We start from the raw sequence: 13,895 nt of genomic DNA on the forward strand, positions 1-13,895 counted from the left end.
GTCCGTCCTAGTCGAGTGGGGCTCCAAGCACCCGGGCGCCGGCGTCCAGACCCAGTCGTTGAGCAATCGAGGCAGGCAGCGCGACAGACACGGTGTCGGCCACCTGACGTACCGCGGACGTGGTCCTTCCCTCTGCATCTGCAGCTGCCGTGCCCACGAGCTGCAGCGAGCGTGTCTCCTGGCCCGACGCCGACTTGAAGGCCTGGAGGTCCTGGAAGACCGCGGGGTTGCCGGCGCCGCGGGACCAAATGACGGTGAACTGTGGCGCAGACGAGCTGGTCCGTTGGTAGACGTTGTTGTTCGCCGAGACCCCTAGCTGCTCGGCCGAGTACTCACCGGAGTAGTCCTCGACGCACAGCAGGCAGTTGCCGGAAGAGGCCGACAGCACGTTGTTGCGGATGGTCACCGGACCATTGACCCAGGGCATGGTGGGGTCCGGGAAGGGACGGCGGGGGTCGTGTCCAGGCGTCCCTGGGTCGTCACCGCGCCGGTCGTCCTGGACGATGTTCAGGGGACGGTCGTTGCGGATCACGGTGTTGTTCCACAGGGACACGTCACTGGTGTTGTTGACCTTGACCCCGAAACGCCCGTTGTCACGGATGACATTGCCCGCGACCATCATGGTGGCGGAGATCTCCAGCGAGACACCGTGGCCTGAGTTGTCGTGCACGAGGCTGTTCGTGATGGAGCCGTCGAAGACGGATTCATCCAGCCAGAATCCCGGCCCGAGGTTGTCCGTCAACGTCGCCCGGTCGAGTGAGACGTCCCTGGCGCGGGTGATCTTGATGCCCCCGGAGACGGGTGCCTGGTTGAAGCGCTCCAGGTTGTTGCCCGAGGAGACGATGTCTTCCATGACCAGACGGTCTGAGTGGTTGCCGTGCACGCCCAGCAGACCGTTGCGCAGCACCGTCAGCTGTCGTGCTGTGATGTCGGCGGCCAGAAGGCTCACGCCGGTGGTGGAGTTGTCGACCAGATGAAGGTTCTCCACGGTCGTGTCGGGCCGCTCGAGAGTGACGGCGCCCATGTCTGGCACCGACGGTGCATATCGGCGCACACCGAATCCTCGCAGCACGGTGCCGGGCGCTCTGACCTCGATGGCGCGGCCCAGGGCACTTGCCCGGACGTTCTTGCCGGCGGGGTCGGTCCCGAGGTAGAGGCGGTCACCGGCATAGTCCACGTAGAACGTCCCGGCGGTGACGGCGCCCCGCGACCCCACCTGTCGCTGAGCGATGCCGTCGATCCACACCTGGTCCGGGTGGGCGGCCATGGGGTAGTCGGGGTTGAGGAAGCCACCGGAATGGTCACCGCGGGTGTAGCTGGGGCTGCTGTCGAACGACGCGGTCCAGCCGTCGTGCCGCCAGGTCTGGCCGTCTCGTACGAACCCCTGGACGGTGGTGCTGCCGTCGAACCACACCGCCTCTCCCGGATAATTCTGGATGGTGACTCGGTCGTTCACGGTGAACCGCTGGTGGTAGCTGCCCCCGCGCAGGACGATCGTGCCACCGGCCGCTACCTGGCCGAGCGCAGCCTCGACGGTGCGCAGAGGCTGTGACTGGGTGCCGGCCGCGGAGTCCGAGCCTTGAGGCGAGACGAACACCGCGTTGGCCGGGACCGGGTAGGACGCCTGACCCAGGGGCAAGGCTCCCGTGGATCCGAGCTGGCCTGAAGGGGGGTCGGTGGGGGGCGGGGTCGGATCGGCCGGCGGCGGCGTCGGCTCGACGGGAGGATTGGGCACGATGGGTGCTGGAGCGGGCGGCGGGGGGAGGGGTACCGGGCTGGGCCCCGGCCGTACCGCGACGCCGGCGGTGCGGACGTCGAGAGAGTCGTAGAAGGCGGTGGCCCCCGGCCCCGAGCTCGAGGCGTACGTCTGGACGCTGAAGGCGCCCGGTCGTTGCACCCGCTGTGCGGAACCATCGTTGGCTTCTGCCTGCCATTCGGGCTGTGCCTGGCCGCGCCCGTAGACCCGGGCTGCGAGCGCGACCGTGGAGGTGCCCGTCACGGTGAACTCCATGGTGAGCCAGCCGTGCGGACGCACGGGATCGGACAGCGCGTGGTGCCCGAGGTTCTCGATGACCCCATCACCGTCCACGCGGGCGAGGTAGAGGTGGCCGGAGCCGTCCGGGAGGACTCGAAGGGTGGCTCGGTAGGAGACATCACCGTCCTTGCGCAGATGCAGCGAGTGGTAGATGCCACCCCCGTCCGTCGGGAGGTCGTCCATGGCGATGTCGAGGCTTGCCACCCCGTCGAGCACGGACGTGGCCGAAAGCGTGGCATCCCTCTGCTGGCCGCCCTCGGACAGCGTCACCGTGGCGAAACCGCCTCCCTGGGAGAAGCTGTCCGCGCCGGTGTGCGTGTATGCCCCACCGATCCCGGCCGATCCCCATCCCGAGGTCGAGGTGGCATCGAAGCGGTCCTGAGCGACCAGGATGTCGGCGTCGGCCGCCGTCGCGCTCACTGGCAGCACGGTGACGCCGGCAGCGGCGGTGGCCCCGGTGATGAGACTCACCAGGGTGGTGCGCGCGGCGCGGTAGGGGACGGGCGGGTTCACAGAAGTCATCATCGACACCCCGGAGGGACGGGGACCGAGCCACGGTGGGCCGCGATCGCGGAGCAGGGACACACCGGTGGGACCGGCGACCTCTGGACGCTATCAACGGGCTGGACGAGGGCTGGGACAAAGCTTGCGCTTTGCTGGTGCCAGGGTCTGAGGCACCTAAAGCGAGGATCACTGCGGTGACGGTGCAGTCGGCGTGACGTGCGTCTTTATCATCGCCTCGGCCTGGAGGTGTGACCTTCCTCACTCCACAGGCGGGGCGGTCGAGATCGACACGTGCATCAGCGCGATGGCCGCAGCAAACCTGTGAGGTACGCCCCGTACCCGGACTTCATCAACGGCTCTGCGCGCTCCCGCAGCTGCTCGTCATCGAGCCACCCCATGCGCCATGCGACTTCCTCGGGTGCGCCGATCTTCTGGCCCTGCCGGGCCTCGAGGGTGCGGACGAAGTTCGCGGCATCGTTGAGCGAGTCGAAGGTGCCGGTGTCCAGCCACGCCGTTCCGCGTTGCAGGATCTCGACCTGCAGGTCGCCCTGCTCCAGATAGACCCGGTTCAGGTCAGTGATCTCCAGCTCGCCGCGGGCGGAGGGGCTGAGCTGCTTGGCGAAGTCCACGACCCGGGCGTCGTAGAAGTACAGACCGGGAATCGCGAAGTGGCTCCGGGGGTTGGCCGGCTTCTCCTCGATGCTGATGGCCCGATGGTGCGCGTCGAACTCGACGACGCCGTAGGCGGTGGGGTCGGCGACGTTGTAGCCGAAGATGGCCGCGCCTTCGAGATCGTTGTAGCGGCGCAGCTGCGTCCCCAGCCCGTGCCCGTAGAAGATGTTGTCCCCCAGCACCAGGGCCACAGGCTCGCCGTCCACGTGGTCCTCGCCGAGGACGAAGGCCTGGGCGAGCCCGTCGGGGGAGGGCTGCACCGTGTAGCTGAGTGAGATCCCGAACTGCGAACCGTCTCCCAGCAGCCGGTGGAACTGCTCCGCCTCGTGCGGGGTGGTGATGACCAGGATGTCTCTGATGCCGGCCAGCATGAGGGTGCTCAACGGGTAGTAGATCATCGGCTTGTCGTAGACGGGCAGCAGCTGCTTGCTGACACCCTGCGTGATGGGGTGCAGCCGAGAGCCGGTGCCGCCGGCCAAAATAATTCCCTTCATGAATGTCTAGGCTAGGGGCCGTGCATCTTCTCGTCACCGGCGGCGCCGGATTCATCGGGTCCAACTTCGTCCACCACGTCCTGCGCGACACCGACGCCGAGGTGACCGTCCTGGACGCGATGACGTATGCCGCTTCGCCCGCGGCGCTCGCCGGGCTGCCCCCCGAGCGGGTCCGGGTCGTGGAGGGGGACGTCGCTGACGCCGACCTGGTCGAGCGCCTGGTCTCCAGCCTGACGGGACCACAGGACGCGGTGGTGCACTACGCCGCGGAATCGCACAACGACAACAGCCTCCGGGATCCGTCCCCCTTCATCCGCACCAACATCCTGGGTACGTTCACGATCCTAGAGGCGGTCCGGAGGCATGACGTCCGGTTGCACCACATCAGCACCGACGAGGTCTACGGCGACCTCGAGCTGGACGACCCGGACAAGTTCACCGAGCGCACCGCATACCGCCCTTCCTCCCCCTACTCGGCATCCAAGGCGTCTGCCGACCACCTGGTCCGCGCCTGGGTGCGTTCCTTCGACGTGCGGGCGACCCTGAGCAACTGCTCCAACAACTACGGGCCGTGGCAGCACATCGAGAAGTTCATCCCCCGCCAGATCACCAACCTGCTCGCAGGCGGGCGGGTGAAGCTCTACGGAGCCGGCGCCAACGTCCGCGACTGGATCCACGCCGAGGACCATTCTTCAGCCGTTCTCCGCATCCTCGAGCGTGGACAGATCGGCGAGACCTACCTCATCGGCGCCAATGGCGAGAAGTCGAATCTCGACGTGGTCAGAAGCATCCTGAGCCTCATGGGGCACGACCCCGACGACTTCGACCACGTGACGGACCGCGCGGGGCACGACATGCGCTACGCCATCGATGCCACCCGGTTGCGAGAGGAACTGGGATGGGAACCGGTGGTGCAGGACTTCGAGGACGGCCTGCGGCGCACCATCGCGTGGTATGCCGACCATCGCGACTGGTGGTCGCCGGCCAAGACCTCGGTGGAGCAGACCTACGCCCGGCAGGGCCAGTGACCCGGACGAAGGGACAACGAACGTGACACGCCCAGCCGTTCGCCGGACGGAGATCCCCGGCTTGCTCGTCGTCGACCTCGAGGTCCACGGGGATGGACGTGGCTGGTTCAAGGAGAACTGGCAGCGCGCGAAGATGACCGCTGCGGGCCTGCCCGATTTCGGGCCCGTGCAGCATTCGGTGGCCTACAACGGATCCCGCGGGGTCACCAGGGGAGTGCACGCCGAGCCCTGGGACAAGTTCGTGTCCATCGTCCACGGTCGCGCGTTCGGTGCGTGGGTCGATCTGCGCGAGGGCCCGACCTTCGGGGCCGTCCACACCGAGCAGCTGGATGAGGGCACCGCGGTCTTCGTGCCCAGGGGAGTGGGCAACAGCTATCAGGTGCTGGAGGACGACACGGTCTACTCCTACCTCGTCAACGACCACTGGCGCCCGGACGCGGCCTACACGATGCTCAACCTCGCCGACGAGAAGGCGGGCATACCGTGGCCCATCCCCTTGGCAGAGGCGACCCTGTCGGAGAAGGACCAGGCGCATCCGCCTCTACGTGATGTGGTGCCCGTGACGGCGCCGCGGACCTTGGTGATCGGGCGCAGCGGGCAGGTGGGGCAGGCGCTGGCCGAGTTCTTTCCCGAGGCAGACTTCGTCGGCAGGGGCGAGCTCGACCTCGCCGATCCGGAGTCTGTCGCGAGCTTCGACCTCTCGCGGTATGCCGTGGTGATCAACGCCGCGGCACACACCGCGGTGGATGCGGCAGAGACGCCAGACGGTCGGCGGGACGCCTGGGCTGTCAACGCCAGTGCTGTGGCCCGGCTGGCCGAGGCGGCGCGTGAGCACGGAGCCCTCCTGATCCACTACTCGACGGACTACGTGTTCGACGGGACTGGCGGGAGCGGGGTCGACCGGGCATACCGGGAGGACGACCCGATTGCCCCGCTCGGCGTCTACGGGCAGTCGAAGGCGGCCGGCGAGGCCGCCGTGCGTTCGGTGCCGCGGCACTACCTGCTGCGCACGTCCTGGGTCGTGGGTGAGGGCACGAACTTCGTCGCGACCATGCGGTCGCTCGCTCGACGCGGGGTGTCTCCCACGGTGATCGACGACCAGGTGGGCAGGCTGACGCCGGCCCGCGAGATCGCCCGTGCCACGCGACACCTCGTCGACGCAGCTGCACCGTTCGGCACCTACCACGTGACCGGTGGTGGAGCGGCCCGCAGCTGGTACGACATCGCTCGAGAGGTCTTCTCCGCGAATGGGCGGGATGGTGAGGACGTGGTCGCCGTGTCCACCGAGGAGTATGCCGCGGGGCGGGGCCCGACCGCGCCCCGGCCCGCCCTCAGCACCCTGGACACGGCCAGGATCGAGTCGGTCGGCTTCCATCCGCACCCGGTCGACGTGCTCGACCTGTGATGAGCGTCGACGCCTGGCTGACGGTCGTCGTCATCCTCGGCGTCCTCGCGGCGCTGGTCCGTCAGCGCACGAGCCCCTGGGTGGTCGTGCTGGGTGGCGTCATCGTCCTGCTCGTGCTCGGCGTGGTGACGCCGGCCGAGGCGTTCTCCGGCTTCTCCAACCCCGCCCCGATCACCGTCGCGGCGCTGTATGTCGTCGCGGCCGGCATCGAGAAGACCGGGGCCCTGGCGCCGGTCATGCAGCGCACGCTGGGGGACCGGGGCACCTACCGGCTCCCGCTGGCCCGGGTCCTCACGCCGACGGTCGGTGCGTCCGCGCTGCTCAACAACACCCCGATCGTGGCGATGCTCATCCCGCAGATCACCGCGTGGTGCGACCGGCGCGGCCTGTCGGCGAGCAAGTTCCTCATGCCCGTCTCCTTCGCCGCTGTCCTGGGCGGCCTGCTCACCGTCATCGGGACCTCGACCAACCTCGTCGTCTCCGGCCAGATGGGCGAGCTCGGGCTGACCGAGATCGGCTTCTTCGAGATCGGCAAGCTGGGGCTGCCGATAGCGCTCATCGGCCTGGTCGCCCTCGTCGTGCTCTCCCCGCCCCTGCTCCCGGCGCGGCGCTCCGCTCGCGAGGAGCTGGAGGAGCAGGGCCGCCGCTTCTCCATCGAGATGATCGTCCAGCCCGGCGGGCTCGTCGACGGTCGCACCGTGGAGGAGGCCAAGCTGCGCTCGCTGCCGGGGCTCTTCCTCGTCTCGGTGGACCGGGGGGACACCGTCATCGCCCCCGTGCGCCCCGACACCGTGCTGCGCGGGGGCAACCGCCTGCACTTCGTCGGCTCGGTCAGCAAGGTCGTCGACGCCCAGCTCATGCCGGGACTGCGCTCGGCCGAGCTCGAGCACGTCCTCGACCTCAAGAGCGAGAGCGCGAAGTACTTCGAGGTCGTCGTCGGCTCGCAGTCGCCGCTGGTCGGCCGCACGCTGCGCGAGTCCGGCTTCCGGTCCACGTACCAGGCGGCGGTCGTGGGCATCCACCGCTCGGGCCACCTCGTCGACGGCAAGCTGGGCTCGCAGACGATCCGGCTGGGCGACACCCTCATCGTCGTCTCCGACCCCGACTTCCGCCGGCGCTGGCGCGACCACTCCGACTTCCTGCTCATCGCCGGGCTCGACGGCTCGCCGCCCGCGGCCACCCCGCGCGCGTGGATCCCCGTCACGATCCTCGTCCTGGTCGTGGGTCTGGCGGCCTTCGACGTCCTGCCGATCCTGCAGGGCTCGCTGCTGGGCGCTGTCGCCCTCGTGCTCTCCGGCGTCCTCTCCGCGCAGGAGGCGAGGCGCGCGGTCGACCTCGAGGTCATCCTCGTCATCGCCGCCGCCTTCGGGCTGGCCAGCGCCATGCAGGTCTCCGGGCTCGCCAACGCCGTGGCCGGGGGACTGGTCGCCTCGCTCGGCACCTTCGGCACCGCCGGCGTCCTGCTCGGTCTCGTGCTCGCGACGATCGTCCTCACCGAGCTGGTCACCAACAACGCCGCCGCCCTGCTCATGCTGCCGGTGGCGGTCGCGACCGCCGAGTCGGTCGGCATGGACCCACGCGGCGCGGCCATCGCGGTGGCCGTGGCGGCCTCGGCCTCGTTCCTGTCCCCGATCGGCTACCAGACCAACATGATGGTCTACGGCCCCGGCGGCTACCGGTTCACCGACTACGCGCGCCTCGGCTGGGTCCTCACCGTGCTCGTCATCCTCGCCACGGTGGTCCTCACCCCGTTGCTCTGGCCGTGACCCCTCAGCCGAGGTCCATGGTCGCCAGCGCCGCGAGCAGCGACTCGGCGACCTCCGGCCGGCAGACGACGAGGTCCGGCGACCACGGGTTCTCCTTGTTGTAGACCAGCGGGCTCCCGTCGACCCGGCTCGTGTGCAGCCCGTATGCCGCGGCGACCGCCACGGGCGCCGCCGAGTCCCACTCGTACTGCCCGCCGGCGTGCACATAGGCGTCGGAGGACCCGTCGACCACCGACATCGCCTTGACGCCCGCCGAGCCCATCGGCACGGTCGTCGCGCCCATGGTGCGGCCCAGCTCCTCGGCGAAGGCCGGGGGCCGGCTGCGGCTCACGGCCAGCCGCAGCGGCGGGTCGCCGTCGGGACGCGCCGGTATGCCCGCCCGCCCCGACGCGTCGGTCCCGTAGGTCACGCCGCGCGCCGGCAGCGCCACCGCCCCCGCGACGAGCTCGCCGTCCTGCCACAGGGCCACGTGCACGGCCCAGTCGTCCCGCGGCACCTCGCTGAACTCTCGGGTGCCGTCCAGCGGGTCGATGATCCACACCCGCTGCGAGGAGAGGCGCTCGTGGTCGTCGGTGGCCTCCTCGCTGAGCACGGCGTCGTCCGGCACCCGCTCGCGCAGCGCGTCCGCCAGCACCTCCTGGCTGGCGATGTCGCCGGCGTCCTTGAGCTCGCGGCCCTCGATGCCTGCCTCGTGCAGCTCGGCGCGGACGGCAAGCAGGCGCTCACCGGCGAGGTCGGCGAGCTCGCGGGCGAGCTGGTGGTCGTCGGTCATGGTGGATCCCCTCACAGGTGTCGTGGTCGGTGGTTCAGTCGGTGGTGGCCGGCAGCTCGAGGGCGGCCAGGATCTGCTCGACGAGCGGGTCGACGTCCTGCCCGGTCGTGTCGAGCGTGAGCGTGGCGTCCGTGGGCACCTCGTAGGGCGAGCTGATCCCGGTGAAGTCCGGGATCTCGCCGGCGCGCGCCCCGGCATACAGGCCCTTGCGGTCGCGCCGCTCGCACTCCTCGAGCGGGGTGGCGACGTGGACGAGGACGAGGCGGCCGCCGCGGCCCTCGACCATGGCGCGGACGTCGTCGCGGGTGCGCTGGAAGGGCGCGATGGGGCTGGCGATCGCGATCCCGCCGTGCCGCGCGATCTCCGCGGCGACCCAGCCGATCCGGCGGATGTTGGTCTCGCGATCCTCGGGGGAGAAGCCGAGCCCGGCCGACAGGTGACGACGCACGACGTCCCCGTCGAGCAGCGACACCGCGCGCCCCTCGTCCTCCACGAGCCGGTCGCGCAGCGCCCGGGCGAGGGTCGACTTCCCCGAGCCGGAGAGCCCGCTGAGCAGGACCACGACGCCCTGCCCCTGTCCCTGGTATGCCGTGGGCTCGCCCCGCCCGGTCAGGTCGTGGACGGTGCCGTGGTCGCCGGCCAGCGCGGTGCGCAGCTGCTCGATCCGCCGCTCCCGGTCCGGGGCGGCGAGCCCCAGCGGGGCGATGCGCAGGGCATACCCGCCGTCCTGCGCGGCCGCCCGCGCCGCGCGCACGAGGTCGAGGTCGCGCTGGTTGTCGTCGCCGTCGACCGAGGCCAGCGCCACGAGCGTCCGGGTGCCGTCCGGGATCTCGGCCAGGGCGGCCGGGTCGTCCACGAGCGCCGCCGGCAGCTCGACCCCGGCATCGTCGAGGTGCCACCGTTCGAACGGGCGGGAGGAGCGGGCCGACAGCCAGGTGAGGGCGCCGTCCTCGGCCACCTCGGCGACCGGAACTCCCTCGGCGTCCACCACTGTCGCCGTCCCCCGAGGCAGGTCCATCGCGTCGGGCGCGAGCAGCCCCAGGCGCACCAGCTCGAGGTCGTCGAGGAGGGGGACGCCGGGAAAGAGAGGGGCCGGAGATGCTGGTTCCACGAACACGCAGTCTGCCATCCACCACCGGCATCCCCCCGGGGATGCGTCAGCCGAAGAGCGCACCCGGCCCCCGCAGCTGGCCCGACCACGCGCTGAGGACGAGGACGGCGGTCAGGGTGAGGGCGCACGCCACCACGAGGACCCAGTCGGCTGCGGTCACGACGACCGGGCGCCACGTCGTCCGGGGCTGCCGGCCCAGCCCTCGGGACTCCAGCGCCTGCGCCATCCGCTCGCCCTTGCGGATCGAGACCACGAGGAGCGAGAAGACGGACCGTGCCAGCGGACCCGCGCGTGACATCCTGCCCGGGTGTCCGGGGTCGCCGGCGCGGACGGCGTGCGCCGCCCTGATGAGGGCCCACTCGCGTGGCATGTCCTGCAGCATCCGGTAGCCCGCCAGCACAGCGTAGGTCAGCCGGGCGTCGAGGCGGGCGTTCTGGTGCAGGCTCGTCATGAGGTCCACCCCGTCGGTGGAGACGAGGAAACCGATCGCGAGCACGCCGATGAGCAGCGTCCGCGCGGCCAGCGCGGCACCGATCTCGACGCCCTCGACGGTCACCCGGACAGGCAGGTCCTCCCACAGCACGGTGCCGGGGCGCGAGAGCGCGTTGACCACGAAGACGCCCAGCCCGAACAGCAAGAAGGGCCCGTGCGCGAGGGCCACCGTCCGGGCGGGCGCCCGGGTCGTGATCAGGACCCCGCCGAGCGCCAGCAGGTAGAGCACCGACGGGGTGAGCGGGTCGAGCATGAACATCGCCGCGACCGAGACCGAGACGAGCACGGCGAGCTTCACGGTGGGGTTCCGGCGGGCGAGCGACGATCCGTCGGCCACGGCCGCCGCGGACCAGCTCATCGGCACCCACCCGGGCGGTCCGGCGCAGGGGAGGCGACCGCAACGCTGCGGTCCAGGCCGCGCAGGACCGTCCGCAGATCGTCGGGGCGGCGGTGGACCAGCCAGCCGACGAGGGCGGGGAGCCGCACCCGGGCCCGGTCCAGGACGGCCTCGTCCCCGAGTGCCCGGGCGGTTGGGGCGTCGGTGAGCACCCCGCCCTCGCCCAGCACCAGCACGCGCGTGGCGACCGTCGCCACCAGGCGCAGGTCGTGGCTGGCGAGCACGACCGCACCGCCGCCGGCGGCGACGTCGGCCAGGGTAGAGGCCACGGCGATCGCGTCGCGCCGGTCCAGGCCCAGCGTGGGCTCGTCCGCCAGCAGGACCCGGCGCTCGTGCGCCAGCATCGCCGCCAGGCTCACCCGCCGCTTCTCCCCACCGGAGAGGCGGAACGGGTTCTGGTCGGCGAGGTGCTCGAGCCGGTGCCGCCGCAGCTGACGGTCGACGACGCCGTCCAGGCCCCCGTCGGTGACGGCTCGTAGACCGTGCGCGACCTCCGCCCGCACGCTGCTCGCCACGAACTGGTGCTCGGGGTTCTGGAACACCAGGCCCGGACGTGGCCCGGCGACCGCGCCCGCGGCGGGCGGCAGCAGACCGGCCAGCGTCAGCAGCAGGGTCGTCTTGCCGACCCCGTTGGCGCCGAGCACGGCGACCACCTCGCCGGGGCGCACCTGCAGGTCGACCCCCGCCAGCACCGGCCTCGCCGCAGGCTCTCGACGTCGCCGAGCAGGAGTCGTGCGCGCCACCGCCAGGCCGGAGGTGCTCAGCAGGACGGCGTCGTCCGCCCCGGTCGCAGGATGGAGGGGGTCCGGCACGGGCGCGGGGCCTGCCTCCTCCGCCCCCTGGTCGGCCAGCCGCTCCAGCAGCGCGACGTTGTCGGCGTGCGCGAGGCCCCCGGCCGCACCCGTGAGCGCACGGAGCTCGGTCTCCAGCGGCAGCCAGCAGCCCATGGCGTGCAACCGTGGGCCGTGCAGCGCGAGCACGTCCTCGGTCGGACCGTCGGCGGCAACCCGCCCGGACTCGTCGAGCACGACCGCCCGCCCCGGCAGCGCGGCGACGCCCCGGTCACCGGCCCACTCGTCGAGGCGGTGCTCGACGAGGACCGTCGCTGCCCCCTGGCGGCCGACGACACGTGACAGTGCGGCGCGCACCGCCCCGACGCCGTCACCGTCCAGCATGGAGGTCGGCTCGTCCAGCAGCAGCACCTGCGGCCGGGTGACCGTCGCGGCCGCCAGAGCGACCCGCTGCGACTCGCCGCCGGAGAGCTGCGACGTCGCGCGGGCACGGAGGTGCGCGACGCCGACCATCTCCAGGGCGGCGTCGATCCGCGCGTCGATCTCTCCCGGTTCGACGGCGTCGTTCTCCATCGGCAGCGCCAGCTCCTGCTCGACGACCGGCAGGCACACGCCGGCGGAGGGGTCCTGCGCGAGCACGCCCAGGTGCCGGGACCGCTCGACCACGGTCGTGTCGCCGGTCGGTGTGCCGGCGACCGTGACCTCACCCTCGACCTGCGCGGGCACGGTATGCGGCACGACGCCCGTGACGGTGTGCAGCACGGTCGACTTCCCCGAGCCGGAAGGCCCCAGGAGCACGACCTGCTCACCCGGGGCCAGCCGCAGCGAGACGTCCCGGAGGACGGGGTCCCGGCGTGCCGCGAAGGTGACGGAGACACCGGCGAGCCCGACCACCGCACCGGCGGGTGATGCTCCCGTCACGACTCCTCACGCGCCTGACCGACGGCGAAGTTGTCGACCACCCCGGTGCGGACCAGGGCGTCCACGAGCACCTTGGCCAGCAGCCCCCCGAGGACGACGCCGGAGACGCACTGCACCATGAGGCGCAGCAGGAAGATGTCCTGCCCGTACCACCCCGAGCGGAAGGCGCTGAAGAAGAAGACCAGCCCGGCTCCCAGCAGGCCCGAGAGCGCGAAGACCGTCCACCCCCAGCGCCGGTACCGGGTGAGCGCGAAGGCGAGCTCGCTGCCCGCGCCCTGGATGGTGGCCGCGAGGACCAGCGTCGGACCCACGGGCGACCCGAGGAAGACCACCTCGATGACCGAGGCGAGGATCTCGGCCAGGACGCCGGCTCCGGGACGGCGGGTGATCGCCAGGGCGATGGGGGCCACGAGGAGCCAGCCGCCGAGCAGCACGTGCTGGGCGAGGTCGCCGGCGGGTCCCATGAGCACGGCGAGCCCGTTCCACGCCTGCACGAGCGCCCAGTAGACGAAGCCGAAGACCACGCCGAGCACCACCATGAGCACCAAGTCCTTCATCGCCCACGTCGTGCGGCGCCCGTCGATCCCTGGGGCGGGAGAGCTCATCGCTCCTCCTGCACCGGGGTGGGGGAGCCGACGGACAGGGTCAGGTGGGTGACGACGTGGGGCACCGTGGCGCCCACCCGCGCCCAGGCGTCGACCGCCGTGGCGACGACCTGGGAGAGGTCACCGGCGAGCCTCGTCGCGTAGTGGCGCGGCGCCACCGCGACCCCGTCGCGCCGGGCGGTCGCGATGGCCTCCTCGATGTGGCTCATGTGGGCGCCCGCACCGCCGTCGCCGTCGAGCAGGGGGTAGAGCGACCACTGGGCGACAGCCGGCAGCTCGCCCGGAACGAGGACCACCGGGGCGGCGCCCGGGAGGCGGGTCGTGGTGAGGTCGCACGACGCCTCGCCGGGGCAGCCGCGCGAGAGGAGCACGTGCGCGACGACGTGCCCGCCGGCGCTGCGGCGTGAGGCCGCCGTGACGAGGGCCGCCAGGTAGGAGGCCAGCCGCTGCTCGCCGGGAGCAACGGTCGCACCGACATAGGTGCTGACGTCGTCGGTCTCGATGGTGAGGCCCTCTGTCAGTCCCGCGGCGTCGACGTCGTCGAGCGCCCCGAGGATGACCTCGACGAACCGGTCGGTGTGCGGGTGCACGCTGAGCCGCATGCCGACCCCGATCTCGGCGGGGCCGAGCTCTGCCGGTGCCGGCTGCGGGGCATGCCCGGTCTGCGCTGGGGTGGTGCTCATCCTGGTCCTCCTGTGCGAAGGACCCACGGGTCGGTCGAGACGCGCCGTCGACAAACGACGGCGGGTGCCCTGCTCCCTACGCCGGTACGAACCGGATCAGGTGGACGGGTCTGCGGGCCTTCCGCACTCTCAGCGCCATCTCGGCGCTCCCCGGGGGTCGAACACGAACCTAGCAGCCCGGGCGGACGACCGCAGGGGCGACGATGCGGGATATCTCCC

At 71.5% G+C, this 13,895-nt stretch carries 11 protein-coding genes and 1 riboswitch; of the genes, 3 read left to right on the top strand and 8 right to left on the bottom strand.

Annotated features, from left to right (window positions below; translation table 11 throughout):
- Nucleotides 1-7 precede the first annotated feature (7 nt).
- Together SGUI_RS12205 and rfbA are read right to left on the bottom strand one after the other, a co-directional pair.
- A complete protein-coding gene (locus tag SGUI_RS12205) occupies nucleotides 8-2,305 on the bottom strand; it encodes a right-handed parallel beta-helix repeat-containing protein (protein WP_157621836.1) in 2,298 nt (765 codons plus the stop codon).
- A 530-nt stretch (nucleotides 2,306-2,835) separates the two neighbouring features.
- Nucleotides 2,836-3,705, bottom strand: a complete 870-nt coding sequence (rfbA, locus tag SGUI_RS12210) for a glucose-1-phosphate thymidylyltransferase RfbA (RefSeq protein ID WP_066640687.1) — start codon at nucleotides 3,703-3,705, stop codon at nucleotides 2,836-2,838.
- A 20-nt stretch (nucleotides 3,706-3,725) separates the two neighbouring features.
- Here rfbA and rfbB point away from each other — a divergent pair, with 20 nt between their 5' ends.
- The 3 genes from rfbB to SGUI_RS12225 are packed head-to-tail and all read left to right on the top strand — an operon-like array spanning nucleotide 3,726 to nucleotide 7,904.
- Nucleotides 3,726-4,733 carry a dTDP-glucose 4,6-dehydratase gene (gene rfbB, locus SGUI_RS12215; RefSeq protein ID WP_418314000.1) on the top strand — a complete coding sequence of 336 codons (1,008 nt, stop codon included), beginning with the start codon at nucleotides 3,726-3,728 and terminating at the stop codon, nucleotides 4,731-4,733.
- Nucleotides 4,660-6,138 carry a sugar nucleotide-binding protein gene (locus SGUI_RS12220; RefSeq protein WP_083190669.1) on the top strand — a complete coding sequence of 493 codons (1,479 nt, stop codon included), beginning with the start codon at nucleotides 4,660-4,662 and terminating at the stop codon, nucleotides 6,136-6,138. Before rfbB ends, SGUI_RS12220 begins: the two co-directional genes overlap by 74 nt.
- Complete coding sequence (locus SGUI_RS12225; protein WP_066640699.1) at nucleotides 6,138-7,904, top strand: SLC13 family permease; 1,767 nt, start codon at nucleotides 6,138-6,140, stop codon at nucleotides 7,902-7,904. The genes SGUI_RS12220 and SGUI_RS12225 overlap by 1 nt, the downstream gene beginning before the upstream one ends.
- Before the next feature lie 4 nt (nucleotides 7,905-7,908).
- Here SGUI_RS12225 and SGUI_RS12230 read toward each other — a convergent pair whose 3' ends face one another.
- The 6 genes from SGUI_RS12230 to SGUI_RS12255 are packed head-to-tail and all read right to left on the bottom strand — an operon-like array spanning nucleotide 7,909 to nucleotide 13,676.
- Nucleotides 7,909-8,676 carry a 3'(2'),5'-bisphosphate nucleotidase CysQ gene (locus tag SGUI_RS12230; protein ID WP_066640701.1) on the bottom strand — a complete coding sequence of 256 codons (768 nt, stop codon included), beginning with the start codon at nucleotides 8,674-8,676 and terminating at the stop codon, nucleotides 7,909-7,911.
- A gap of 34 nt (nucleotides 8,677-8,710) precedes the next feature.
- A complete protein-coding gene (gene cysC, locus SGUI_RS17510; protein ID WP_237141349.1) occupies nucleotides 8,711-9,787 on the bottom strand; it encodes an adenylyl-sulfate kinase in 1,077 nt (358 codons plus the stop codon).
- Nucleotides 9,788-9,833: 46 nt separating this feature from the next.
- Nucleotides 9,834-10,637 carry an energy-coupling factor transporter transmembrane component T family protein gene (locus SGUI_RS12240; RefSeq protein WP_066640705.1) on the bottom strand — a complete coding sequence of 268 codons (804 nt, stop codon included), beginning with the start codon at nucleotides 10,635-10,637 and terminating at the stop codon, nucleotides 9,834-9,836.
- Entirely contained in the window at nucleotides 10,634-12,388 is a 1,755-nt protein-coding gene (locus SGUI_RS12245) for an ABC transporter ATP-binding protein (protein WP_083190670.1), read from the bottom strand. The genes SGUI_RS12240 and SGUI_RS12245 overlap by 4 nt, the downstream gene beginning before the upstream one ends.
- Nucleotides 12,385-12,993 carry an ECF transporter S component gene (locus tag SGUI_RS12250; RefSeq protein ID WP_066640712.1) on the bottom strand — a complete coding sequence of 203 codons (609 nt, stop codon included), beginning with the start codon at nucleotides 12,991-12,993 and terminating at the stop codon, nucleotides 12,385-12,387. Before SGUI_RS12250 ends, SGUI_RS12245 begins: the two co-directional genes overlap by 4 nt.
- The gene (locus tag SGUI_RS12255; RefSeq protein ID WP_066640715.1) at nucleotides 12,990-13,676 is read right to left on the bottom strand and encodes a YkoF family thiamine/hydroxymethylpyrimidine-binding protein; all 687 of its coding nucleotides are present in this window, start codon (nucleotides 13,674-13,676) and stop codon (nucleotides 12,990-12,992) included. Before SGUI_RS12255 ends, SGUI_RS12250 begins: the two co-directional genes overlap by 4 nt.
- Before the next feature lie 54 nt (nucleotides 13,677-13,730).
- Nucleotides 13,731-13,839: riboswitch (TPP riboswitch) on the bottom strand.
- Nucleotides 13,840-13,895: the final 56 nt, after the last annotated feature.

This window comes from Serinicoccus hydrothermalis, assembly GCF_001685415.1.
In the GTDB taxonomy this organism is placed as follows: domain Bacteria; phylum Actinomycetota; class Actinomycetes; order Actinomycetales; family Dermatophilaceae; genus Ornithinicoccus; species Ornithinicoccus hydrothermalis.

What these genes read in the sequence shown, in the direction of transcription:
- SGUI_RS12230 (WP_066640701.1), bottom strand. Translation starts at nt 8,676, where the DNA reads ATGACCGACGACCACCAGCTCGCCCGCGAGCTCGCCGACCTCGCCGGT.
- SGUI_RS12250 (WP_066640712.1), bottom strand. Translation starts at nt 12,993, where the DNA reads ATGAGCTCTCCCGCCCCAGGGATCGACGGGCGCCGCACGACGTGGGCG.
- SGUI_RS12240 (WP_066640705.1), bottom strand. Translation starts at nt 10,637, where the DNA reads ATGAGCTGGTCCGCGGCGGCCGTGGCCGACGGATCGTCGCTCGCCCGC.
- rfbA (WP_066640687.1), bottom strand. Translation starts at nt 3,705, where the DNA reads ATGAAGGGAATTATTTTGGCCGGCGGCACCGGCTCTCGGCTGCACCCC.
- SGUI_RS12220 (WP_083190669.1), top strand. Translation starts at nt 4,660, where the DNA reads ATGCCGACCATCGCGACTGGTGGTCGCCGGCCAAGACCTCGGTGGAGC.
- SGUI_RS12225 (WP_066640699.1), top strand. Translation starts at nt 6,138, where the DNA reads ATGAGCGTCGACGCCTGGCTGACGGTCGTCGTCATCCTCGGCGTCCTC.
- SGUI_RS12255 (WP_066640715.1), bottom strand. Translation starts at nt 13,676, where the DNA reads ATGAGCACCACCCCAGCGCAGACCGGGCATGCCCCGCAGCCGGCACCG.